This is a genomic window from Pectobacterium jejuense (genome assembly GCF_026800125.1).
In the GTDB taxonomy this organism is placed as follows: domain Bacteria; phylum Pseudomonadota; class Gammaproteobacteria; order Enterobacterales; family Enterobacteriaceae; genus Pectobacterium; species Pectobacterium jejuense.
Window position 1 is genome coordinate 179,497 of record NZ_JAPQKX010000009.1, and the last position, 25,192, is coordinate 204,688.

Genomic DNA, 25,192 nt, shown 5'->3' on the forward strand with positions numbered 1-25,192 from the left:
AATAGATTTCGAGTTGCAGGACGGCGGCAAGCGCAGGAATCCCCAGGAGCTTACTCAAGTAAGTGACTGGGGTGAGTAAGCGAAGCCAACACACCTGCAGCTTGAAAGATGACGGGTATATTTAGCGGGATACCTCATCCAGATATTGCTCAATACGCTGCCGCGTTTCGTCAATCGCCGGAGCGTATTGCCCCGCCAGCACCTGTTCAAAATCCCGCAGCCAGAAGCCAATCTGTTCTCGCTCTTCCAGACGCGTCTGCGCCCAGGCTTTTTCCAGCCGTGCCAGCAGGTTGCGGTTCATTAGATTGTCTCTGGGGTGAATTTTCAGCGCTTGCAGCTTGTGGTGGCTTTTCTGCTGCTGCTCGGCACTCAGGCCGGTCGGGCTGCGATCGATCACTTTCGTGAAGTTATCGCCGCTGTCCGGCAGGTTAACATCCACTTCCAGCAGCCCATTGATGTCATAGCTGAAACGCACCTCGATGGATTGCTTATACGTTTTCGCTTTTATCGGCATGGTGAATTCATCGATAAACACGTTGTTATCGACGTAAGGGCTTTCCCCCTGATAGATCGCGATGCAGATGTTGTCCTGTCCGGCGGAGCCCGTGGAAAACGTCTCGACCCGCGAGGTCGGCACCACCGTATTGCGCTCCAGTATCGGGGAAAACAGGCCATTTTGCTTATCGTTGGCGGTCTTAATCCCGAGGGTGTACGGGCAAACATCCGTCAGGATCACTTCTTCGATATCCTGCTCGCGTAGCCGACAAGCGGCCTGTACCGCCGCGCCTTTAGCGACAACGGTATCGGCATCCAGATGCTGATAAGGTAATTTGCCAAACAGTCTGACCACCAGCTTCTGGATAATCGACATCTTCGATGCCCCGCCGACCAGCACCACATGGTCTAGCTGCTCCGGTTTCAGGCGTGCATCGTGCAACGCCTGCTCTATCGGCGCGCGAATGCGGTTCATCAACGGCAGCCAGGCCGCTTCGATTTCTTCATTATCCAGTACGATGCGCCATTCTTCCTCTCGCCAGTGCCATACCAGCTCATTCGATTGAGAAGGAAAACCGGGCTGACATTTCAGCGCTTCTGCATGGCTGTAAAGACGCGCTAGATCCGTCGCAGGAATCGCCGACTCCTCAAGCTTCCATGCATTCAGACAGGTTTTCACCATCGCCTGCGTGAAGTCTTCTCCCCCCAGATAGTTGTCACCCGCCGAACTGTGTACTTCGATCAGCGGAAACGCGTATTCCAGCACGCTGACGTCAAAAGTGCCGCCGCCTAAATCGAAGACCAGCGTACGCCCCAGCTCCTGCGTGTGTAAGCCGTAAGCCATAGAAGCAGCGGTGGGTTCATTGATTAAACGAACCGCATTCAGCTCTGCCAGTTCTGCCGCAAAACGCGTCTGCTTACGCTGTTCATCGCTGAAATAGGCTGGCACGGAGATCACCACATCCTTAATGGGGTACCCGAGGTAACTTTCCGCATCGGCTTTGAGCGATTTCAACACCATGGCCGACAGTTCGGCGGGAGAGAACGTTTTATCCCCGAGCCGGAAAGCTTTCTTGCTCCCCATGTAGCGCTTAAACAGCGACGCCGACACCTGCGGGTGCGTGGTCAAACGGGAAATCGCGGGTTTACCGACCAGAATGCTGCCGTCTTCATCAATGCTGACGGCCGAGGGAGTGAAGTTATCATTCAGCGCATTCGGTATCAGGCGGGCCTCGCCATTTTGCCAAACGCTAATCAGGCTGTTCGTCGTGCCCAGATCGATACCAATCGCCAGAGAAGCATCTTGCGGGTGCGTCATGCTGTTATTCCTTATTTAACCATTCCGTACACTAACTATTCCCAGAGTGCCCATCAGGCGCAGATCGGTAGCCTGTTCGGCGAGCAGAGCAACAGTATATACATACTGATCGGGAAAGACCGCGCACGACGGATTCAGGAATATTTTTCAACAGATCTGGTGAGTGATAAATAAGCGTTATATTATTTACTATATAACGATCATTTGCGGAGCATTATCATGGGAAACCATTTTGAGCGGGGCGTCCTCGCGGGGCTGAGATCGGCCAATCCAAAATCCACCAACGACATTAATCCCTACTGCTACGACTATCGGCGCGGCTATATCTGTGGCTACGCCCACAATCTGGCGGAAACTAAAGGCGACCGCCAGCAGGCCGCCTTCGAGGCAGGATTGTTGTCACGCCGCTATGGGCTGGAGCGAGAGAGAGTCGCAGAGTTCTTTACCGAACAAGGTAACCCGTACGCGATTCGGTTTTTTTATGCGGGCTATGATGCGCACACGCCGCGCTAGTAGATACCCGCTAGCGGCGCACGTCGCGTAAATCGAAGCTAATGGGGATTGTGATGGTGAGCTGCGCATTATCCCCTATCACCTCTGCTGGTGGAGCAGGAAGCGGCTGAGCACGCTGCGGCAAGGCGACAGACTCCTTATCCAGCGGCATCACGCCGCTGCTGCTGGCTAACGAGACGGCCAGCACGTTCCCCGCCCGATCCAACGTCACGCGAATCTGGGCGACGCCCTGCAATCGCTGCCTTACCGCCTGCGCCGGGTAACGCTTATAGCGGCTCAGGTGCGCCAGCAGCTGGCTGCTCCAATCTGCAACCCCTTTACGCATCTGCGCGGCATCGCTGTTATACGGCGCTGCGACTTGCTGGCTGCTGCCCGGTAGCGGCGCGCTGGTAACGGGAGCGGGCGGTTTTTCCGATGGCGCAATCTCTTCCTGTGGCGTCGTCTCCTGCACCGGCTTTTCCATTTTTTTCTGCACTTTTTTCTGCGGCTGCGGCTTTTCCTTTTGCGCCGTCGTAATAACTGGCTTCGGTGCAGGCGCGAGCGGCGGCACATCCTGCGTCATTTTTTCCGGTTGAGTCGACGCTTCTTGCGGCGTGGATAGCGTCTGCTGCGGGCCGACTGGCGCATCCTGAGGGCTGGGAGTCGATTGCACGCTATCCGCCACCATTAACATCATGGCGGGCGGCGGCGCTTCAATGGAGGAATCAAGCGCGTGGTAGCTAATCCAGACAATCAGTCCCGCATGTAGCGCCAATGCCAGCAGCCCGCCACTCCCCCAACGAACCGTCGTGGCGGGCCGAACCGTATTGTATTTCAGCGTCTGTGCAGCCATTAGCCTACTGCCCCTCGCCGTGGAGACAGGGCTGTACTCTCAATGAATGGGGTTCCGAGGAGGTCATCATGCGTTCTTCATCACATCGTTAGGTATAAAACGGATAGCAGATAATAGTAGGTCGTTCAGCTACGGGGATCGGGCAGAAAAAAAATGAAAACAGCATAAAAAGTAATGTTATTACGTTTTAGCAGGATATTTTATCGCGCAGCAATCTGAACCCAGTAGCGAGAGAAATAACGCACCTGTACAGGGAGCGCCTCCACCAGCGCCGCTAAAATATTATCGGTATCCGACAGTGGGAAGACGCCGGAAAACCGCAGGCTCTCCACCTCGGGCTGGCAGCGAATAACACCGCTGCGATAGCGGCTCAGTTCGTCAACAAAATCCACCAGACGCTGATTATCCGCCAGCAGTTGTCCTTTCACCCAGCCAGGTTCAGCCTTCGTCGTCGCTATCTGGCCGCAGCTCTGCGTGGTGAACGTCGCCGTCTGTCCGCTTTTCAGCACCTGTACATCCTGACCGTTCTGCTGCGGATGCAGTCTCACCGCGCCGTCATACACCGCCACCTGCGTGTGTTCATCCTGCACTCGCAGACTAAAGCGTGTCCCCAGCGCCTGCACCTTTCCCTGTGCCGTCGTCACGATGAAAGGGCGCGGATACAACGCGCTCTTCTCCGCCTGACCGGTTTCGATCATGACTTCACCGCGAATCAGCGTGAGCTGGCGTAGGTCGTCACCGTAGGCCACATTCAGCGCCGTCTGCGTATTCAGCAGCAGCGTGGTGCCATCGTCCAATACCGCATGGCGCTGTTCGCCCACCTGCGTCTGGTAATCCGCCGTCAACGACTGCCAGAGGTCGGTGCGCGATCCGGCCACGCCAGCGCCCCCGGTCAGACAGACGATCGCCAACGCTTTAAGTACGCTGCAGCGCTGCATACCGTTAAGCGTCGACAGGCTCTGGTGTGCCGCCCGCGCGTTAAGCTGACCCAAATTGGCACACACGGATTCGATATGCTGCCACGCTTGCTCGTTATCCGGCGAGGCGTCCCGCCAACGCTGCCACTCGCGGCGATCTTGTTCGGTGACGCTGTCGGACATCAGCTGCGTCAGCCACGCCACCGCTTCACGTGCGCTGTCTGGCTGAATCGGCTGGCCCTGTCTATCACGATAAAAAGTACGATCGTTCATAGCGGCAGTGCAAAGAAACACTGGAGGTTGGCGCGTTGCAGATACTGTTTCACCGAACTGCTGGAAACCCGCAAGCGTTCGGCGATATCGCTGTAGCGCATGCCGTGGAGATGTGCGAGCAGAAACGCTTCCCTGACCGGCGCTGGCAGGCCATCCAATGCAGCATCAAGCTGTTCAAGAATTTCGAGGGTAAGCAGGCGCGTTTCCGGGGAGGGCATACAGGCATCCGGCTGCGTACTCAGCACATCCAGATAGGCATCTTCAATCTTTTTACGACGGTAATGATTGGCGACCAAACGGCGGGCCACGGTAGCCAGAAACGGGCGCGGCTGGCGAATCGTGAGCAGTTCCGGGTTCATCAGCACGCTAAGGAACGTGTCCTGTGCCAGATCTTCCGCATGCTGGGCGCAGTCCAGTTTATGGCGCAGCCAGTTACACAACCAGCGGTGGTGATCGAAATAGAGCTGCTGAGCAAAGTCATTAACGCTGGCCGTCGCTTTCCTCACCATCGAACTTTACCCCAGAGCACTATTTAAACATAAGAATGATAATCGTTCTTATTTATGTTTTTTCCCTCTGACTGTCAAGTTCCGAAACGAAAATTATTCAAATTTGCTGAATTTGCATTACGCCCATGCAACATCATCCGCTAACGGGGCGGCAAGGATATCCGCCCCGAGCACCACGATTAGAAACGCTGTAACACGCTGATTTTTACGTTACGTCCCACGCCGGATACGGATTCGCCCAGGTACGGGTAGTAATCGGTATTCAGCAGGTTATCGACCGTCACACGTGCTTCAAATCCTTTTATCGCCTGCGGCTGCCAGCTAGCGAACAGGCCATGCAGCACGTATCCCTTACTCTTCGGCAACGCCCAAATATCGGCCTGTGGATCGCCATCGGCAGGTGAACGATCCTGCTTACGCACAAAATCACCCGTCCAGCCTACGGCCATATCCAGACTTGGGATTTTGGTGCCCAGCGTGGCGTGTGCTGTCGTTGGTGGAATCTCGGCGATCCAGGTTTTATTGCCCCACGGATTACGCGGTGACGCATCGCGCTCGCCACGAATTGAGGAGAAGGACAGGCTGCCAAACAGCCAGCGGCTGTCGTAGAAGGATTCAATCTCTACCCCTTCAATCGTATAGCCCGGCAGATTACGGTAGTTAGAGAGCGGCTGCCCACAAGATGATGACGTACCGCTCTGCGTCTGCGCTTCACACAAGATACCGCGACGGTAGAAAATTTCGTTTTTACCGCGGTTACGGAATAGCGTGGTGCGGATTTGCAGACTGTCTTCTTCCAGCATCAGGTTGTTGAAGTCCAGAATCGCGCCCAGACGAAATGCTTTGATGCTTTCCACTTCCAGATTACGGCTGGTTCCCGGCACGCTGGACGCGGCAGACTGCACTTCATACTGTTCATCGACGACGGGCGCGCGCCAGGTACGGCTGGCATCGGCAAACAGCGACAGATTGTCCGTCGCCTTCCACAGCGCCCCAATACGCGGCGACCAGCCGGTGTAGGTCACGCTGCTGTAGTCATGCCCTGCAGCCGGAATGCTGCTGTTATAACGTGGTGCCGCGTTGGGTTTCCCCGTGTTCGTCACGTGGTCATAACGTACGCCCGGCGTGATCGTCACGCTACCCAGCGTCACCGCATCCTGTACATACAGGCTGCGGGTTTCCTGTTCCCCTGCCGGCATATAGTAAGGCTGGAAATAGCCGTAGTTATACTCGGCGTTATTCTTACCGGATGGATAGTAGATCAGCGTGTCGCGCTTATGCTGATGCCAGCGCATACCCACCAGCAGCTTATGATCGAGCGGGCCGGTAGTGAACAGAATTTCATTACTGACCTCCGCAAGCTGATCCTTGTAGCTCACCCAGCTTTCGTTCCCCAGCGAGCCCAGATAGCTACTCTGTGAAGCTGAATCAGGGCGTCGGTCATGCTGTTCGGTTTTTGAGGTGGCAAATGACGCCGTCAGATTCAGCCACGGCTGATCCTCCGGTGCAATATTCCATTTCAACGAGTAGTTCTTATCCACCTGATCGCGGTAAACCAGCTTACGCCGCCAGGCCTCTTCCCAGCCGTAGCGAGTAATTTCCGCTTGTGTGGGCGACGCCATGTCGTCACGCTTAGCGGCAAACGGCTGCCAGCCGTCAGATTCGGAGCGCATCGCAGAGAGCGTCAACGTCTGAGCGTCCGTCAGATAGATGTTGGTCTTCAGTAAGTAGGACGCCATGTCGCTGGTCGAGTAGACAAAGCGTGTGCCGTCAGGGCGTTCGATGTTGTCGCCATCGCGCTTGCTCATGTAGAGCAGGCCGTCAGCCATTCCCTCTTCCGTGCGGCCATACAGCGCGCCACTGTAGATATTTTGCCGATCGTTGGTGTGATAGCTGTATTTGACCATCCCACCGAAATTTTCTCCCGGCATCAGCAGATCGCTGGCGTCTTTGGTATCAACGTGAATGGTGCCGCCGAAGCCGCCGTTGCCGCTGCGAATATCATGCGGCCCTTTATCGACATCGATCCGTTTAATCAGCTCAGGCTCAATAAATACCGAGCCCTGGCGGTATTTCTCAAAGCCTTTCGGCGCGCCGTCCAGCACGACTTTGACGTCTTCCATATCGCCCATGCCCCAGATATTCAGGCTCTGCCCACCTGGACGTGGAGACCCTGCCATCGACACGCCGGGGAGTTTATCGAGCAGGCTGGCAATATTATCGGCCTGTACGCGGTCAACATCGGCCTGACGTAGCACGGAACGTCCGGCGGCGGCGCTGTCCGATGTGCCGCCAACGACCGAGAGCGTCGGGATCATCAGGCTGCCGTCGCTTCCTTCGGCGGCAAGCGCGGATTCCAGCCGATAGCCCGTGGCCGTCTGGACTGCACTCAGCCCCGTTCCGGCCAGTGCAGCCGCAAACGCGGCCTGAACGGTGTAGGTTCCCTGTATGCTCCCGCTGGTTTTATTCTGTGTTTGATCGAGAGAAAACGTGAGAATGACATTGGCGCGGCTGGCGACGGCCTGCAGCGTGGATCCGAGCGGCCCTGCCGGAATGGAAAACGCCACTGTCGGTGCTGCGGCAGTAGCGGCCGTTTCCGCCGCCAGCGCCGAGCCTACCGTTCCGGTACTCAAGATCAACACGCCAGACAGTGCCAGATGCACTGCCCGCGCCACCGTCAAGGCGGGTTTGTGCGCGATGCGCCCGCCATTATGATTATTTATCGCCATTGTCATTCCCCTGAAGTATTGAAAAAAAAGACACATCAGGTAGGTCACGCGAAAAACCAAATCGGGCAGAAAAAGTGCAAAAATTTTCAGGAAAACCTCTTCAATGCGATGTAAGCAGCCGTGTTCTGGCGATCAACGGGGCTTCTCCATCACCGCAAAACGCACCTTCGGTCATGAACAGCATCCCTTCCGCCATTGATTTTCACGGCGCTTGACCTCATCTTAGTGATTAATCCGCAATAGATATCCGCCTTGCCGGTTTCTCTCTGCAACGGATTTCACTTACCGGCAACGAGATCACCCACAATTATCAGGACGGCACCATGACGAATCCATTACTGACCTCATTTACCCTGCCCCCGTTCTCCAGTATCAAAACGGAAGATATTGTCCCTGCGGTGAAGTCCGCACTGGATGAATGCCGCGAGACGGTAGAACGCGTGGTGGCGCAAGCGGGGCCGTTTACATGGGATAATCTGTGCCAACCGCTGGCAGACAGCGACGATCGTCTTGGCCGCATCTTCTCACCCATCAGCCACCTGAACGCGGTGAAGAACAGCCCAGAGCTGCGTGCGGTTTATGAAGAATGTCTGCCATTACTGTCCGAGCACAGCACCTGGGTCGGCCAACATGCCGGCCTCTATCAAGCTTATCGCAGCCTGCGCGACGGCGAGCACTATGCCGCACTGAGCGTGGCGCAGAAGAAATCCGTTGATAACGCGCTGCGCGATTTTGAGCTGTCCGGTATCGGCCTGTCGCCAGAAAAACAGAAACGCTACGGCGAAATCTCCGCTCGTTTATCCGAACTCGGTTCGCAATACAGCAACAACGTGCTGGATGCCACTATGGGCTGGAGCAAGCTGATTACCGATGTCGCCGAGCTGGATGGCATGCCGGAAAGCGCGCTGGCAGCGGCCAAAGCGCAGGCTGAAGCCAAAGAAAAAGACGGCTGGCTGCTGACGCTGGATATCCCAAGCTACCTGCCAGTGATGACCTACTGCACCAATCAGGCGCTGCGTGAAGAGATGTACCGCGCCTACGGCACCCGCGCGTCCGATCAGGGGCCGAACGCGGGCAAGTGGGACAACAGTGAGGTGATGGCAGAAGAGCTGGCACTGCGTCACGAGCTGGCACAGCTACTGGGCTTCGACAGCTATGCGCACAAGTCGCTGGCGACCAAAATGGCGGAAAACCCGCAGCAGGTGCTCGATTTCCTGACCGATCTGGCTAAACGCGCCCGTCCACAGGCTGAAGAAGAACTCGCGCAGCTGCGTGCCTTCGCCAAAGAACACTACGGCGTGGATGAATTGCAGGCCTGGGATATCACCTACTACAGCGAACAGCAGAAGCAACATCTGTATTCCATCAGCGACGAGCAGCTTCGCCCGTATTTCCCGGAAGAACGCGCGGTGAACGGCCTGTTCGAAGTGGTCAAACGCATCTACGGCATCACCGCCAAAGAGCGCAAAGACGTCGATGTCTGGCACCCGGACGTTCGCTTCTTCGATCTGTTCGATGAAAGCGGTGAACTGCGCGGCAGCTTCTACCTCGATTTGTACGCCCGTGAACACAAGCGCGGCGGAGCCTGGATGGACGACTGCGCGGGTAAACTGCGTAAAGGCAACGGTGAACTGCAAAAACCGGTCGCCTATCTGGTCTGTAACTTCAACCGTCCGGTCAACGGCAAACCAGCGCTGTTTACTCACGACGAAGTCACTACGCTGTTCCACGAATTCGGTCACGGCCTGCACCACATGTTGACCCAGATCGATACCGCCGGTGTCGCGGGCATCAACGGCGTACCGTGGGATGCGGTCGAACTGCCGAGCCAGTTCATGGAAAACTGGTGCTGGGAACCGGAAGCGCTAGCCTTTATCTCCGGCCACCACGAAACCGGTGAACCGCTGCCGCAGGAACTGCTGGATAAAATGCTGGCGGCGAAGAACTATCAGGCTGCGCTATTCATTCTGCGTCAGCTGGAATTCGGCCTGTTCGATTTCCGCCTGCATGCCGAGTTTGATCCTGCAAAAGGCGCGCAGATTCTGCCGACGCTGGCCGAAATCAAAGCGCAGGTGGCCGTGGTGCCAAGCCCAAGCTGGGGCCGCTTCCCGCACGCGTTCAGCCACATCTTCGCTGGCGGTTATGCCGCAGGCTACTACAGCTATCTGTGGGCCGACGTACTGGCGGCGGATGCTTACTCTCGCTTCGAGGAAGAAGGTATCTTCAACCGTGAAACCGGTCAGTCATTCCTGGATAACATCCTGACCCGCGGCGGTTCCGAAGAGCCAATGGAGCTGTTCAAACGCTTCCGTGGCCGTGAACCGCAGTTGGATGCCATGCTCGCGCATTACGGCATCAAAGGATGAGCATCTGCTTAATTGCAGAAGAAGGCGCCGATAGTGGCGCCTTATCTTCTCTGGCCGCACGTTGGGGGTTAGTTTCCGATCCCGATGCGGTCATGGCACTGGTGCTGACAGCGGAACGTTTGGAACTGCGTAAGCAGGACGAACCCAAGCTTGGCGCTATTTTCGTGGATTTCGTTGGTGGGGCGATGGCGCACCGTCGCCGCTTTGGCGGTGGACGCGGCGAGGCCGTTGCCAAAGCTGTCGGGATCAAAAAAGATTACCTGCCGGATGTCGTAGATGCGACGGCCGGGCTAGGCCGCGATGCTTTTGTGCTGGCCGCATTAGGCTGCCACGTACGCATGGTGGAGCGCAATCCGGTGGTCGCGGCGCTGCTGGACGACGGGTTACAGCGTGGCTATCAGGACGCAGAAATTGGCCCGTGGCTACGGGAGCGACTGACGCTGCTGCACGCATCGAGTATGACCGCGCTGCGCGATATCACACCGTCGCCGGATGTGGTTTATCTCGATCCGATGTTTCCGCACAAACAAAAGAGCGCGCTGGTGAAGAAAGAAATGCGCGTGTTTCAGTCGCTAGTAGGTGCAGATGACGATGCCGATGCGCTGCTGGAACCCGCCCGCGCGCTGGCGAAAAAACGCGTCGTGGTGAAGCGACCAGATTATGCGCCGCCGCTGGCGGGCGTACCGGCACAATCCATGCTGGAAACCAAAAGCCACCGTTTTGATTTCTATCTTCCCGCCTGAAAAATCTCATCGCCGCGACGCTAAGCGTATCGGCGACTAAAAACTTACCCTGCTTCGCATTTCCTACGCTGCTTTTGCAAAGTCTGTGGCACTAATGAGAAGCAAATCGCATAATTCCGCACTATCACCGTTTATGACACTAAGATGACATAATGAAAAAAACGCTTCTGTCACTTCTGCTTTGTTTGAGTACTTCTGCTATGGCCGCTCAAGAACCCGTCAATATTACGATTCTAGGGACATCCGATCTGCATGGCACCTTTGTTCCCTGGGATTACGCCACTGACACCGCCAACATGGCGGGCAGCCTGAGCCAGATCGCCACACAGGTGCATAAGATTCGCGCACAGCAGCCGAATGTGATTCTGGTTGATGCGGGCGATACCATTCAGGGCAACTTTGTCGAAACCTTCAAAAATGACAAAACCAGCCCGATGATCCTCGGTTTTAACGCCCTGAATTATGATGTCTGGGTGCTGGGCAACCACGAGTTCGATTTCGGCCTGAACGTGCTCTCCACCTCGCTTGACCAGTTCAAAGGCACCGCGCTGGCAGGCAACATTTTTTGGGAAAGCGGTAAACCTTACTTACCCGCCTATAAAATTGTCGAACGGCAGGGCGTGAAGATTGGCATCATCGGTATGGATACGCCGATGACCGCGGAATTCGCCAAAGGCACTGACCGCGTGAAAGGGCTGAACTTTACCGATCCCGTCGGGGCGGTAAAAACCGTTATCCAGCAACTCCACGGCAAAGTGGATGCCATCGTACTGGTCGCCCATATGGGAATCGATAACGAGAACCAGCGACCGGGCACCGGTGTCGGTGATATCGCTCGTGCGAATCCTGAATTAGCCGCCATCGTCGCGGGCCATATGCACGTAAAAGTGGACAAAGAGGTGATTAATGGCGTGATCGTCACCGAACCAGACAGATATGGTCGTGCACTGTCGCGCATCGATTTGCAGTTTGAGCAGCAGAACGGCAAGTACGTGCTGATCAACAAAGACAGCTATACCTATTCGATCAAGGACGTGGATTCTGACCGCAAGATGGAAGATATCTACGAGCCTTATCACAATACCCTGCGCGCCAACGCCAACCGTCCGATTGCCCAGCTTCTTGGGCACGATCTGGTGCCGCAAGATGTCGTGAAAGGCATTCCTCAGGTACACGTGCAGGACACAGGCATCAGCGCCCTGTTCCAGGAAGCCAGCCGCTATTACGCCCCTAAAGCACAGGTTATCGCGCTGCAAATTGATAACGACCGGCCCAAGCTGAACGTCGGCACCATCGCCGCGAAGGACATTGCCTTTAACTATCAATATGCTGGCGGTGAGATCACGGTTTATCAGCTCACCGGTAAAGAACTGAAGAAATACATGGAATGGTCAGCGGGTTACTTCAACCAGTTGCAGGACGGCGATGTGACTTACAGCTTCAATCCACAGCGCCGCGCGTCCAAGTATTCCACCAATGATTTCTTCGACGGCGTGACGTACACCATCGACCTGACGAAACCCGCTGGGCAGCGCATCACCGACCTGAAAATGAATAACGGCACGCCGGTTACCGACGACACGCCGATTCGTCTGGGCATGAACAGCTACCGCATGGGCCACCTGACGCAGAAAGGCGGCGTGCTAGAAGGCATGCAGTTCCCGGTGCTGTCGGACACCAAAGCGGAATATGGCGAAGAGGCGGGCACGATTCGTAACCTGACCATCCGCTATCTGACCGAAGTGAAAAAAGGCCAATACGAAGGTACAGTACCGCAGCGCTGGAAGTTGGCGGGATTAAAGGGCTATGAGCGCGAACGCCACATCGTCGAATCGCTGCTCAACAGCGGAAAAATCAGCATACCGACCTCAGATGATGGCCGCTACAGCAACGTGCAATCCATCAACGTGAAAGCATTGCTGCTGCCAGATGCCGCGCAGAAGGAGAAACGCGTAGCGGAATTGACGCAACAGCGCGACAGCACCACCAACGCGTTGATCAAACAGCGGCTGAACGATCAGCTGACGATTATCGCAGCCATTAACTAACCGACGCCTCAGCGGGAATCCAAGACCGCTGACAACGTGCGTCGAGCGGTGATAATGGATAGATCGTAAAGACGCTGCACAGCCTGCCATTGGCAGGCTGTGTTATCTCTCGCTGCGAGCTTTCCAGCGTTCGCTCGTCAGGTAGCCGTTCACGCCTACATCCAGGAAAGGACGTGGCGGCAGGTAGTTCGCCTGTCCGAGCGATTGCATATCGGCGATCAGCGGGTTGTCTTCACCCAGCGCCAAATCCGCCAGAATATGTCCGGCAGCGGTTTGCTTCGACAGCCCCGCTCCGTTACAGCCAGCGGACGCGTACACATTGTCGCTTAGCTGCCCCCAAATTGGCGCGCCGTTGCGTGTTACGCTAATCAAACCTGACCAGGTATGCGCCATCTTCACATCGCTCAACTGCGGGAACATCCGGGCAAAAATAGCGGCGTGGCGACGCGCGTGGCGTCCGGTTTCTACCGCGCTATTGACCAGCTCCGGGGCAAATTTCACATGTTCCCGAATCAGGAAGCGATGGTCGCGCGTATAGCGCAGCGTCGCACTGGCCAGGGCATTGACCGGCGTCAGCCCCCAGTCCGGCATGTCACCCATGCGTGCTATCTGTTCCGTGTTCAGCGGTTCTGTCAGGGTCGCGAAGGTCGCCACGGCAAATACCCGGCCATTGAACAGCGGTAGACCGCGCGCCGCGCCGTTAATCGCCATCATCAGCTTATCTGCCTGAATCTCGCCGTAGGGTGTTTCCACGCGAATGCGCGATCCGGTCTCGATATTCAGCGCGGGTGAATGGGCGTAAACCGTCACGTTCTTCGGCAAATTCGCCACCAGCCCGACCACCAGCGCCGCCGGGTTTAGCAGAATGCAATTGGGGGTATACACAGCACGATGGTAGAAAGACGTGCCGAGGCGGCGAGCAAGCTCGTCTTTTTCCACCACCTGATAGGGTTCACCCAGATCGTTCAATTCACGGACATAGGTATCGATCAGGCCGTTAAACGTTGAACTGACGGCGCAGTGATATTTCCCCGCTACGCTCCAGTCGCACGCAATCGCATGGCGATCCACCTTCTCTTTCAGATGCGCCACACCGGACTGCAACAAGCGACGATAAGCCGCCGCTTTTTCCAGCTCGGCCGTCGAGCTACCGATGTTATGCGGCAAATCGATAACGAAACCGGAGTTACGCCCAGAAGCATTGTCGCCAATCTCGCCCGCATCCAGCAGGATAATGTGTTTATCCGGGCGCTGTTCAGCCAGACGTTGTGCAAAGGCAATCCCCGCATAGCCCGCGCCGATCACCAGCCAGTCCGCTGTTGTTTTTCCACGCTGCTGCGGGTAATTCGGTTTATCGATAAGATCTGCCGACCAGCCATTACGATTCTGATCGAAAGGAAGATGTTTGATTTTCACAATGGTGTAAGCCTTGAAGAGAACGGGTTGTACCAGAAGACTGACGATACACAATGCTGATTAAGATAAAGAAAGGCAGGAAGCGGTGTCCAGCAAGAAATGTCGCTAAAATTTAGATAAATAAGTGAGAAATCAAAGCGCCTGCGAATACAGGCGCTTTAAGTAAAGCAGGTGTTACACGACGCCCTGCGCCAGCATCGCGTCGGCTACTTTTACAAAGCCAGCCACGTTGGCACCGCGCACGTAGTTAGTCTGGCTGTTTTCACCGCCGTACTGCACACAGGCATTGTGAATATCCAGCATGATGTGGTGCAGGCGCGCATCCACCTTCTCGGCTTTCCAGCCCAAACGAGCTGCGTTCTGCGCCATTTCCAGACCGGATGTCGCCACGCCGCCGGCGTTGGCCGCTTTGCCCGGCGCAAACAGTACGCCTGCATCCAGGAACGCGTCGGTCGCTGGGATCGTGGTTGGCATGTTGGCACCTTCTGCCACGGCTTTCACACCGTTAGCAATCAGCGTCTGCGCCGCTGGCAGATCCAGCTCATTCTGCGTCGCACACGGCAGCGCGATATCTACCGGTACTTCCCACGGCGTTTTGCCTGCGAGGTAGGTCAGTTTCGCTTCGCGCGCGTAATCTTCCACGCGGCCATAGCGTTTGTTTTTAATCTCTTCCAGCAGCGCCAGTTTCTCTGGGGTAAACCCGTTCTCATCCACCACCGTGCCGTTAGAATCCGATGCCGTAACCACGCGTGCACCCAGTTCCATCGCTTTTTCAATCGCGTACTGCGCCACATTACCGGAGCCGGATACCGCGACACGCATGCCTTCAAAGCCCAGACCGTGGCGTTTCAGCATCGCTTCCGTGAAGTAGATCAGACCGTAGCCCGTCGCTTCAGGACGGATCAGACTGCCGCCGAACGACAATCCTTTACCGGTGAAGACGCACGCGGTGTTGTTGGTCAGTTTCTTCATCATGCCAGTCATGAAACCGACTTCACGGCCGCCCACGCCGATGTCGCCCGCCGGAACGTCTGTGTCCGCACCCAGATGACGATACAGCTCCGTCATCAGCGCCTGACAGAAGCGCATGACTTCGCCCTGGCTTTTCCCTTTCGGGTTAAAGTCCGAGCCGCCTTTGCCGCCGCCCATTGGCAGCGTCGTTAGCGCATTTTTGAAGGTCTGCTCGAAGCCGAGGAATTTCAGAATCGACAGGTTAACGGACGGGTGGAAACGCATGCCGCCTTTGTATGGGCCGATCGCAGAGCTGAACTGGACACGCCAGGCGCGGTTTACCTGTACCTGACCTTTGTCGTCCGTCCATGCGACGCGGAACTGAATCACGCGTTCTGGTTCTACCAATCGTTCCAGCAGGCTGTAATCCGCATAGTGAGGGTTCTGTTCCAGAAAAGGCCACAGAGTGGAAAGGACTTCATTAACGGCCTGTAGAAACTCAGGCTGATGCGGATCGCGTTGTTGAACAGAATCAAGAAAACTTGCCAGAGATACGATTTGTGCCATGAACAGCTCCTGATTGAACGAATAAGTTCCCGTCTGCTTCTTTATTTTTAGACACGCAGAAGCTTGTGGGATCGGTGAAAATGATGTTGTGTCCTCTGGACTATAACACTGGCGATGGATATTTAAGCAAGCGTTTTCTTTTCAGATAAACGTTATAATCCAATGGGATAGGAAGGGTTTTTTGGCGATTTGAGAAGAGAAATTTGCTATAAGTTTTTGTTATATAACAAAAGGCACAGCTAAGAAGCCGTGCCTTTCATCACTGAAAAAAAATGCAAAAAAAGCTAATTTTTATTCGTCTTCATCATCACGCAGCGGCACGATGAGCATGTCGACATGTACGGTATTAATCAGCTGACGAGCAGAAGACATCAGTTTGCTCCAGAAGTCCTGATGGTGACCGCACAGCACGAGGTCGACATCATATTTCTTAATCGCATCAACCAGCACCTGCCCTAAATCGCCGCTGCCGCTCAGCGTCTCGCTGATAGGGTAGCCCGCGTTCTGGGACAACTCAGCCAACGCGTTCTGGGTTTCTTCGGAGATACGCTGTTGCATGTCACCCAAATTGACGTCAATCAGCCCGGTGTAGAGATCGGAGTAGTTCACATCGACGTGGATTAACGACACTTTCGCATTGTACGGCCTTGCCATTGAAACCGCTTTTTCCACTAACACTTTGCTTTCTGGAGAAAGGTCAACAGCAATAAGGATGTGTTTGTAAGCCATAATAAGACTCCTTCCGTAAAGACTAATTAAGGGTTAGCAGATATTTCTCCTGCCGCTTTAATACTTAACAGAGAGTTATACGATAGCACTCGTCCGCGCTATCGGACTGTTCAGTCGATCACAACCCGTTTTCAAACCTGTTAATTCTATTGATAAGTGTAGTAGAAACCGCTCCTTTTCACAGTTAAATCGCGCAGCTTCTCCTTTCAGAAAGGGCATTATCTCGTCGAAAATCGTCCTTCATGCCGATTGCGCCTGCCTCTCTGGCACAAACGAACATTCTTCTTCTACACTACAAGTAGGGAGCGGTGAGCCTGTCCGCTGCACCCTGGGATGGAAAACGAGAATGGGGCTAGCCGTGATGCCGTTGGCTATCCAAATGACAATAAAATCGTGCGCAAGCGCGTGGCATAACTATTCGTAGAAAAATGTCACAGACAAACGTCGTAGATAAGCGTCGCGGATAAATAGTAACGCTTGTCATCGGTGACAGGTGGACAACGGGAAGGTATGACCATCGAATCTGACGAATAGAACGACCGGGAGGGAAGCATGATTAGTACATTTGCGCTTTTCTGGGCTTTATGTATCGTCTGCATCATCAATATGGCGAGGTACTACTCTTCATTACGCGTGTTACTGCTGATTTTGCGTGACTGTGACCCGCTGCTTTACCAATACGTTGACGGGGGTGGCTTCTTTACATCGCACGGCCAGCCAAGTAAACAAATCCGGCTGGTACGCTATATCTACGCGCAACGCTATCTTGATCATCACGACCCTGAGTTTATTCGCCGTTGCGAGCGAGTGCGGGGACAGTTTCTGCTTACAACCGCTCTGTGCGGCCTTATCGTCATCAGTCTGTTTGCAATGACAATATGGTATTAAACGCGGGTACTGACACAACTCTCTGGCATTAACACTATTATTGCTATTAACACCATCATTGGTATGACAACCATGAACGTCGATAAAAAGTAAAAAGGCGATTCCCCACAGAATCGCCTTTTTTTATGACGGACATCCTTGTCCGTTACCCTTCGGGCCGTCGCAAGCGACGTTGAAAAACGTTCCCTACGTTTTTTTATGCGTGATGAATTAACGCCGTTAGATCAGCTTCAACGCCAGCCAGTACAGCGTACCGGACATCAGCATTGAGACAGGTAGCGTCAGCACCCAGGCAAGCAGAATACTTCTTATCGTTTTGCCCTGTACGCCACCACCGTCCGCAATCATCGTCCCGGCAACCGCCGAGGACAATACGTGCGTGGTGGAAACCGGCATACCGGTATAGCTGGCAACACCAATCGACAAGGCCGCCGTCACCTGCGCCGAAACGCCCTGTGCGTAGGTCATGCCTTTCTTACCAATCTTCTCACCGATGGTCACTGCAACGCGTTTCCAGCCCACCATTGTGCCCAGAGACAGCGCCAATGCGACAGCGACGATAATCCAAAGAGGCGCGTACTCAACCGTCTGTAGCATGTCTTTACGCAGGTTGCTCAGGTAGCGCTTATCTTCGCCCGACGTTTCTGGCAGCTTGATCACCCGATCCATCGTGTCAGAGATACACATCAGCAAACGACGTACTCTGCTACGATCGTCAGGATTCAGCTGGTCGTAACTTTTCAGGTTATTCAGCAGACCCTGTGTACGGTCAATCGCAATCATCACGCGTGAACTGTCACAGTGAAACTCTTTCTGACCGTTGCCGGGAATCGTGCTTTCTGGCGTAGGAATGACTGGCGGAGACAGGTCGATCACATGCGTCAGCGCGTCGCCGTGCTGCTTGTAGTATTCCTGCAAATTGACAACGGCATCACGGGTACGGCTGATGTCATAGCCAGACGCGTTCATGTTGACAATAAACCCGGCTGGCGCGACGCCAATCAGCACCAGCATAATCAAGCCGATACCTTTCTGACCGTCGTTTGCACCGTGAGAGAAGCTCACACCAATCGCCGATAAAATCAGCGCGGTACGCGTCCAGAACGGCGGCTTACGCTTGCCGTCCTGCTTTTCGCGATCGACAGGCGTCAGATGCACGCGCTTGCGTTTTTTGCTGTTGTTCCAGAACCGACGCAGCACCAGCACCAGCAGACCTGCAACTACCATCCCCACAATCGGCGAGAGCAGCAACGACAGGAAAATGCTGATCATTTTCGGCACGTTCAACGCATCCACGACGGAGGTATCCGTCAACAGCGCGTTGGTTAAACCAATACCGATAATGGAGCCGATCAGTGTGTGAGAACTGGAGGCAGGAATACCGAAGTACCAGGTACCGAGGTTCCAGATAATGGCAGCCAGCAGCATGGAAAAGACCATGGCCAGGCCGTGCGCCGAACTCACGTTCAGCAATAAATCCGTGGGGAGAAGGTGAACAATTGCATAGGCCACGCTCAGGCCGCCCAGCAGTACACCGAAGAAATTAAAGACACCCGCCATAACAACAGCAAACTCGGCACGCATGGCACGGGTATAAATAACAGTGGCAACGGCATTCGCAGTATCGTGAAAACCGTTGATGGCTTCATACATCAGTACAAACAACAAAGCCAATATCAACATCAGGCCAGTGTAGTAATCCAAACCGGCAAATAAATGTAGCATAAACGTTAGGCCATTTAGTGGTCATGAACGCGGCGCATTATCGGCGACAAGCAGGGGTCGGGAAAAGCGAAATATGACATTTTTTTGACTTAATATGTGACGGCGATCGATGGAAAAACCACTTAATCAATAAAAATCAAATAATTATATATTTTTACTAAAATATGCAAATTGTTACGCTGGTATCGAACAAAAACCAACACTACAATTTGCCGCCCTACGGCTTATCAGCCTGTGGCAATCCAAGAAGATAAAATCACTCATCGGAGAAATGCATTGTGGAACAGTTTGACGCTGTCATCATCGGTGCCGGTGCAGCAGGCATGTTTTGTGCGGCACAGGCAGGACAACGCGGACTGCGTGTTCTACTGCTCGATAACGGCAAGAAGGCTGGCCGGAAAATATTGATGTCCGGGGGCGGGCGCTGCAACTTTACCAATATGTATGCAGAGCCGGCGGCCTATCTGTCTCACAATCCTCACTTTTGTAAATCAGCATTGGCGCGTTATACCCAATGGGATTTCATCAGTCTGGTCAACAGCCACCGCATCGCTTACCACGAGAAAACACTCGGTCAGCTATTCTGCGATGATTCCGCACAGCAAATCGTGGACATGCTGGTAACAGAATGTGAGCGAGCGAATGTCACCCTCCGTCTGCGCAGTGAAGTGACCTCGGTGGAGAAATCAGACGATCGGTTCACCATCCAGCTAAACAACGGCACATCATTCCAAAGTGCATCGCTGGTTGTTGCCTGCGGCGGCCTGTCGATGCCCGGTCTGGGCGCGACGCCGTTCGGTTACCAGCTCGCCGCCCAGTTCGGTATCAACGTGCTCCCAACTCGCGCAGCACTGGTGCCCTTTACGCTCCACAAGCCGCTGCTCGAACAGTTGCAAACGCTCTCCGGCGTCTCCGTGCCGACCGTCGTCACCGCAGAAAACGGCGTGACGTTCCGTGAAAATATCCTGTTTACGCACCGTGGGCTCTCTGGCCCCGCTATTTTGCAGATCTCCAGCTACTGGCAGGCGGGTGAATTCGTCACCATCAATCTACTGCCCGATCGCGATCTCACCCAGCTTATTAATGACGAGCGCGCCGCTCACCCGAACCAAAGCCTGAAAAACACGCTGGCACAGTGGCTACCTAAACGACTGGTTGAATGCCTACAGGAGTTAGGGCAACTGCCGGACGTCACGTTGAAACAGCTCAACAGCGCACAGCAAACGCAGATTGAGCAGAGTCTGCAACAGTGGCGCGTGCAGCCAAACGGTACGGAAGGTTATCGCACAGCCGAAGTGACCATCGGTGGCGTTGACACCCGCGCGCTGTCCTCCAAAACCATGGAGGCCAGCGCGGTGCCGGGGCTGTATTTCATCGGTGAAGTGGTCGATGTGACCGGCTGGCTCGGCGGCTATAACTTCCAATGGGCGTGGAGCTCAGCATGGGCGTGCGCGCAGGCGCTACCTTTTGTAGAAAGCTGATAGATATAGAATTGATGTAAGGCGAGCAGGGTAAACCGTTCAATGTACCTTGCGAGCCTCAGCGGCGCTCACTCTTCCAAAGTGGGTTATGAAAGCCCTTCGCAATTCAGCCGCGAATACCGCCGTTTGTTCGGCGTTCCAGCCAAGAAAGATATTACCGCCCTGCGCGAGCAGACTTCCCCATCGGGTATGCAGTCATAACTTCAACCAATCCTCACCAAAACGTTCGCACAGATCAGCCTGATTGATGAGATAAACTCATAAAGGCTATCGATTTTCATTAATTATCTTTCATACCAACTCTGCTAAATATCACTGGGGTAGTACAAAACTTAATTTCATAAACATCCGCCCCATTATTTCTTTTCCCTCTAACGGAGTTAGTGATGAATGTTAAAACCTCTTCGATAGCCGGTGCATTTCTGTTCTCAGCCTTTGCTGTACCAACGGCGCTGGCGGCAGACGCCCAGATGACGATTTCTGAAAGTGGAAGCCGGGAGTTTATCCGCGCTCCAGAAGCAAACTTCACCGGCAGAGCCTGGATTGACCCTCTGTTTATCAAAGCGCAATCACCTCAGCGCACGACAGGCGCTTACGTATCCTTTGAGCCCGGCGCACGCGCAGCCTGGCATACTCATCCTCTAGGTCAGACGCTGGTGGTCACTTCTGGAACCGGCTGGGTTCAACAGTGGGGCGGGGAGAAAAAAGTAATCAACGCAGGTGACGTGGTTTTCTGCCCACCGGGCGTTAAGCACTGGCACGGCGCGACCGCAACAACCGGAATGGTGCACCTTGCGATTCAGGAAAGCGACGCTGAAGGGAAAAACGTTCAGTGGATGGAGAAGGTTTCCGACGAGCAGTACGGACATTAAGGAGAAAGCGATGAAAAAAACATCCCTTTCACTGATCGCCGCCGCGTTTTTCCTGTCTGGTTGCGCGACACAAGGGCAGCATACTTTCCCTGCTCAACCAGACGTTAATGCTGCCGTTCGCACAGCGGCACCAGCCATGACCGCCTATACGCAAAAGCTGACCGATGGCGAACTTTGGCAACGACAGCAGCTCTCCGCCCGCGATCGTAGTCTGGTCACTCTCGCCGCGCTTGTTACCCGCGACAATACCACCCTTCTGCCTCATTACCTGAATGTGGCGCTGGATAATGGCGTGAAGCCGTCCGAAATTTCAGAGCTGCTTACGCATCTGGCGTTCTATGCTGGCTGGCCTAACGCTTCCTCAGCGGCGATGGTCACAAGCAGCGTGTTTGCCAGCCGGGGGATCCGCTCGGAGCAGCTTCCAGGGGCTGACGTCACACTGCTTCACATTGATGAAGCTGCCGAAGCCCGACGCGTCAAGCTCGCATCAGAAAGCCTGGGCAATCTGGCACCTGGCGTGGAGAAGTACACCACTGAGGCCCTTTTCCGCGATCTGTGGCTGCGGCCGGGGCTGGCTCCACGAGATCGTAGCCTGATTACGGTCAGCTCACTCATCACTGAGGGCCAGTCAGCCCAACTGCCTTACCACCTGAACCGGGCAATGGATAGCGGGCTCACCAAAGAGCAGGCTTCCGAAACGCTGACTCAGTTGGCCTTTATTGCTGGTTGGCCAAAAGTGTTTGCCGCATTGCCAGTGTTTAAAGAGGTCGTCACGTCCCGTAACGGAAGCTGATGTTCGCAATATGCCCTGTGTAATGCACAGGGCAATATTCAGCTCGAGTGAACAGCAATCCAATCCCCGCTTATTCAGGTTACAAACTTTATTGTCGCCGAATCTCTTTCAGCAAATAACCACTATAATAATCTCTATTCAGCACTCTCCTTTGATTCACGGAGAAAAGGACGTCTCTACATAGGCCTCTGCTGCCAGAAAGGAGATGTGAATGAGCCCCAGACGTAGTGAACATAAAATCAACATATTGCTGCTACTGGTTGCAGGTATGCTGCCACTGCTGCTGGGTTTATTGTTCACTTTTGTTGAGTCCAGATTAATGGTAAAGCGCGATTTGGAATCCACTGCGCAAATCGCAATGAATCATGCCGAGAATATTTCGACACAGGCATGGCAGATGGTGGATCGCCTCCAGCGCTTTCATGGTCAGCCCTGCGATGTCATCGGCGATGAACTGCAACGCCTTGGCTCGGTCTTTTCTTACTTCCGCGCTATCGGCGTTATCCATAATACTGACGTCTATTGCTCTTCGACGTTTGGCAGCACGTCGACACCACTCAGCCGCGTCATTCAACAGCCGCTACCGGAGACCTATTCTGAACGCTGGAGCCTGTCGATTGCCGGTTCAGATAACGTGAAAGAACGCCCAGCGCTGATCTTCGTCCAGATGCCTCCTACGGGTTACGGCGCTTATGCTATGGTCGATGCGCAATATCTGATCGATCTCATGACTGCGATTAGCAAGATTCGCGGCTATCAACTTATCCTGCAAATGGATAACGGTCACCCGATTCAAACGGGCCCAACCATTACGCCGCACAGGAGCCTATTTTCTACCTCTGCGCTTGAAATCAAGTCGAGCCGCTTTCCGATTACCCTCAATGTTACCGCCCCTGCCACTCAGGAAATCACCAACTGGAAGCAGGCATTTTTCACGTTTCTGCCACTGGCCATTATCCTCTCTCTGCTTTTCACTACGGCGATGTGGTACTGGCAAAAACGTAAGTTATTCTTCCGCGAAGAAATCCGTAAGGGCATCGCTAACGGCGAATTTTCCGTCTATTACCAGCCTATCTATGACACGGAATCACAAGCCTGTACTGGAGTAGAAACGCTACTGCGCTGGCGACGCAGCAACGGGCAGTGGATTAGACCCGATGTATTTATCTCTGCCGCCGAAGCAGAAAGTATGATCATTCCTATCACTCGGCATTTATTTGATCTGGTGGCGTCAGATATCGCCAGTTGGCAGGTAAAACCGGGGTTCCATCTGGGGCTCAACGTTGCAGCAGAGCATTTGCATCACCCAAGCTTCGTCTCAGACGTACACCGCTTCGCAGAGAAAGTCGCCGCTCATTCATTAAGCATTACGCTGGAACTGACAGAACGTAACCTCATCAGCAACGGCCCTGAAATCATACAGCGCCTACATCAGCTGCGTGAAGATGGCTTTATGATTGCCATCGATGACTTCGGCACCGGCCACTGTTCACTTTCTTATCTGCAAAATTTTCCGCTGGATTGCCTGAAAATAGATCAGGGATTCGTCGGCGCGGTTTCATCACCGGATGAAGAAGCTCCTATTCTTGATGCCATTATTACTTTGAGCCATCGCATCAAGCTTCAATCCGTAGCGGAAGGTGTGGAAACCGAACAACAGCTCATGTATTTACAACGGCGCGGCGTCAAATATATACAGGGATTCCTTTATGCCAAGCCGATGGACAATGAATCGTTGCTGGTCTGGCTTCACTATAATGGCAATAAATCGATTGAGAGCTTTATGAATAAAAACAAAGAAGGGGAAAAGCAGTAATAACCGGCAGAAACCTGTCCACCGGTATTCAATAATCGGTAAATCAGAAACGGTAACCGACGCCAATATTAAAGCTATCTATACGCGTTTCATAAATCTTCGTGCCTTCGTAGCCAATATCAATCGCCCAGTTTGCTACTGGTGTGATTTGAATACCGGCACCGTAAGCAAAGCGTGTTTCTTTCTCACTACCGGAATCAGCAAAAGTACCGTAATCGTATTTCCAATCCACTTTGCCATGACCAACACCCGCCAGGCCATAAACACTAACGACGTCATTAAAACGGTAAGATGGCCCAGCCATCAAGGAATAGTATTTAATTTTAGTCGTATCATTGGAGTTGAAGTCACGATCATAATAATCTTCTTTTGCCCCCAGATAAGTGAAAGAACCGATAATACCAAGTGCGGAGTCGCCCTGATAATGGTATTTGGCCGTAATCCCTTTTGGATCTTTCAAGTCATCAATTTTCGCCTGAGCATAACCCAAAGACACTGTTTGTGTCGCCTGAGCAGCAGACATTCCCATGGCACAAGCAATCAAAGTGGAGAGTAGCAGTGTTGTTTTTTTCATGATCGAAACATCTTCCATGTTTGAATAAAAAGACGGTTTCAACAAAGCGAATATATAAATTTCGCAAATGTTGGCCGCACATAAACTTACATTTAAATACGGCGAGGTAAAGTCAGTTTTATTTTTAAACAACTGGTGAAATTCTTATTTAAATCATTAAAAAACAAATAGATATATATTATCCATGGTAATTTACGTGCGGTTTTAACACTACTTTTTGGGAACATTCTGAACTGAACACCGAGGAGTTATGGAAATTTTCGGCACCAAAGAGTACTGAGGTAAAACCCTATAGTGATAAAGGGTATTTTTTTAAAAACGACTATTTTTTAAACGAAATTGTGCTTAAAACGAGATTATTTTTAAACCGATAGTATGAATAGACGATGATTGAAACAGAAGAAAAACTGAAAAGGATTTACCGAGGAAGGGTGTTGGTCGGCGAGAGAGGATTCGAACCTCCGACCCACTGGTCCCAAACCAGTTGCGCTACCAAGCTGCGCTACTCGCCGAATGCGGGCGCATATTACTGCTACCTTATTAGAGCGTCAATACCTTTTTAACAAAAGGGTTTCAGCTGCCGCTAAAGTATCCATCTCTTGTATTTACAGCCTGAAACCGACGTCCTTGTCCGTGA

The 25,192-nt window shown here is 53.6% G+C and carries 20 protein-coding genes and 1 tRNA gene; 10 read left to right on the forward strand and 11 right to left on the reverse strand.

Translation table 11 applies throughout. From position 1 onward, the window contains the following. Positions 1-121: 121 nt before the first annotated feature. Positions 122-1,813, reverse strand: a complete 1,692-nt coding sequence (locus NXT09_RS17175) for a molecular chaperone HscC (protein ID WP_268580672.1) — start codon at positions 1,811-1,813, stop codon at positions 122-124. A 219-nt stretch (positions 1,814-2,032) separates the two neighbouring features. Here NXT09_RS17175 and NXT09_RS17180 point away from each other — a divergent pair, with 219 nt between their 5' ends. Further along, complete coding sequence (locus NXT09_RS17180; RefSeq protein ID WP_005968196.1) at positions 2,033-2,326, forward strand: DUF2623 domain-containing protein; 294 nt, start codon at positions 2,033-2,035, stop codon at positions 2,324-2,326. Positions 2,327-2,336: 10 nt separating this feature from the next. Here NXT09_RS17180 and NXT09_RS17185 read toward each other — a convergent pair whose 3' ends face one another. The 4 genes from NXT09_RS17185 to NXT09_RS17200 all read right to left on the reverse strand — a co-directional run bounded on the left by NXT09_RS17185 (position 2,337) and on the right by NXT09_RS17200 (position 7,586). After that, positions 2,337-3,158 (reverse strand): energy transducer TonB, encoded by an 822-nt coding sequence (locus NXT09_RS17185; protein WP_268580673.1) that lies wholly within the window; start codon positions 3,156-3,158, stop codon positions 2,337-2,339. Positions 3,159-3,358: 200 nt separating this feature from the next. After that, a complete protein-coding gene (locus NXT09_RS17190; RefSeq protein ID WP_268580674.1) occupies positions 3,359-4,348 on the reverse strand; it encodes a FecR domain-containing protein in 990 nt (329 codons plus the stop codon). Then, complete coding sequence (locus tag NXT09_RS17195) at positions 4,345-4,857, reverse strand: sigma-70 family RNA polymerase sigma factor (RefSeq protein WP_010296516.1); 513 nt, start codon at positions 4,855-4,857, stop codon at positions 4,345-4,347. The genes NXT09_RS17190 and NXT09_RS17195 overlap by 4 nt, the downstream gene beginning before the upstream one ends. A 179-nt stretch (positions 4,858-5,036) precedes the next feature. Further along, positions 5,037-7,586: a TonB-dependent hemoglobin/transferrin/lactoferrin family receptor gene (locus NXT09_RS17200; protein ID WP_268580675.1), complete on the reverse strand. Its 2,550-nt coding sequence runs from the start codon at positions 7,584-7,586 to the stop codon at positions 5,037-5,039. Positions 7,587-7,909: 323 nt separating this feature from the next. Between NXT09_RS17200 and prlC the strand changes: the two genes are divergently transcribed. From prlC to NXT09_RS17215, 3 genes are all read left to right on the forward strand, one after another. After that, the gene (gene prlC, locus NXT09_RS17205) at positions 7,910-9,952 is read left to right on the forward strand and encodes an oligopeptidase A (protein ID WP_268580676.1); all 2,043 of its coding nucleotides are present in this window, start codon (positions 7,910-7,912) and stop codon (positions 9,950-9,952) included. Next, the gene (rsmJ, locus tag NXT09_RS17210; RefSeq protein WP_268580677.1) at positions 9,949-10,695 is read left to right on the forward strand and encodes a 16S rRNA (guanine(1516)-N(2))-methyltransferase RsmJ; all 747 of its coding nucleotides are present in this window, start codon (positions 9,949-9,951) and stop codon (positions 10,693-10,695) included. Before prlC ends, rsmJ begins: the two co-directional genes overlap by 4 nt. Before the next feature lie 152 nt (positions 10,696-10,847). After that, positions 10,848-12,743, forward strand: a complete 1,896-nt coding sequence (locus tag NXT09_RS17215) for a bifunctional metallophosphatase/5'-nucleotidase (protein ID WP_268580678.1) — start codon at positions 10,848-10,850, stop codon at positions 12,741-12,743. 102 nt (positions 12,744-12,845) lie between these two features. Here NXT09_RS17215 and NXT09_RS17220 read toward each other — a convergent pair whose 3' ends face one another. The 3 genes from NXT09_RS17220 to uspA form a co-directional block, all read right to left on the reverse strand. Beyond that, positions 12,846-14,159, reverse strand: a complete 1,314-nt coding sequence (locus tag NXT09_RS17220; protein WP_268580679.1) for an NAD(P)/FAD-dependent oxidoreductase — start codon at positions 14,157-14,159, stop codon at positions 12,846-12,848. Between the two features lie 174 nt (positions 14,160-14,333). Then, positions 14,334-15,677, reverse strand: coding sequence for an NADP-specific glutamate dehydrogenase (gene gdhA / locus NXT09_RS17225; protein ID WP_010298201.1), 1,344 nt, complete (start codon positions 15,675-15,677; stop codon positions 14,334-14,336). Between the two features lie 291 nt (positions 15,678-15,968). Continuing rightward, positions 15,969-16,406 carry a universal stress protein UspA gene (gene uspA / locus NXT09_RS17230; RefSeq protein WP_014913652.1) on the reverse strand — a complete coding sequence of 146 codons (438 nt, stop codon included), beginning with the start codon at positions 16,404-16,406 and terminating at the stop codon, positions 15,969-15,971. A 552-nt stretch (positions 16,407-16,958) separates the two neighbouring features. Between uspA and uspB the strand changes: the two genes are divergently transcribed. Continuing rightward, positions 16,959-17,294, forward strand: coding sequence for a universal stress protein UspB (gene uspB, locus NXT09_RS17235; protein WP_010281678.1), 336 nt, complete (start codon positions 16,959-16,961; stop codon positions 17,292-17,294). Between the two features lie 219 nt (positions 17,295-17,513). Here uspB and pitA read toward each other — a convergent pair whose 3' ends face one another. Next, positions 17,514-19,019, reverse strand: coding sequence for an inorganic phosphate transporter PitA (gene pitA, locus NXT09_RS17240; protein WP_039550184.1), 1,506 nt, complete (start codon positions 19,017-19,019; stop codon positions 17,514-17,516). A 278-nt stretch (positions 19,020-19,297) separates the two neighbouring features. Between pitA and NXT09_RS17245 the strand changes: the two genes are divergently transcribed. From NXT09_RS17245 to NXT09_RS17265, 5 genes are all read left to right on the forward strand, one after another. Next, positions 19,298-20,500, forward strand: coding sequence for a BaiN/RdsA family NAD(P)/FAD-dependent oxidoreductase (locus NXT09_RS17245; protein WP_268580680.1), 1,203 nt, complete (start codon positions 19,298-19,300; stop codon positions 20,498-20,500). 42 nt (positions 20,501-20,542) lie between these two features. Then, positions 20,543-20,701, forward strand: a complete 159-nt coding sequence (locus tag NXT09_RS17250) for a hypothetical protein (protein WP_268580704.1) — start codon at positions 20,543-20,545, stop codon at positions 20,699-20,701. Positions 20,702-20,886: 185 nt separating this feature from the next. Further along, on the forward strand, positions 20,887-21,372 hold the full coding sequence (locus NXT09_RS17255) for a (R)-mandelonitrile lyase (protein ID WP_240584118.1): 486 nt from the start codon (positions 20,887-20,889) through the stop codon (positions 21,370-21,372). 10 nt (positions 21,373-21,382) lie between these two features. Continuing rightward, a complete protein-coding gene (locus NXT09_RS17260) occupies positions 21,383-22,165 on the forward strand; it encodes a carboxymuconolactone decarboxylase family protein (protein ID WP_268580681.1) in 783 nt (260 codons plus the stop codon). 211 nt (positions 22,166-22,376) lie between these two features. Beyond that, the gene (locus tag NXT09_RS17265; protein WP_268580682.1) at positions 22,377-23,981 is read left to right on the forward strand and encodes an EAL domain-containing protein; all 1,605 of its coding nucleotides are present in this window, start codon (positions 22,377-22,379) and stop codon (positions 23,979-23,981) included. Positions 23,982-24,024: 43 nt separating this feature from the next. On the opposite strand, the gene NXT09_RS17270 is transcribed toward NXT09_RS17265, so the two are convergent. Both NXT09_RS17270 and NXT09_RS17275 read right to left on the reverse strand, forming a co-directional pair. Next, complete coding sequence (locus NXT09_RS17270; protein WP_268580683.1) at positions 24,025-24,687, reverse strand: Ail/Lom family outer membrane beta-barrel protein; 663 nt, start codon at positions 24,685-24,687, stop codon at positions 24,025-24,027. Between the two features lie 303 nt (positions 24,688-24,990). Then, a tRNA-Pro gene (locus NXT09_RS17275) sits at positions 24,991-25,067 on the reverse strand. Between the last annotated feature and the right edge of the window lie 125 nt (positions 25,068-25,192).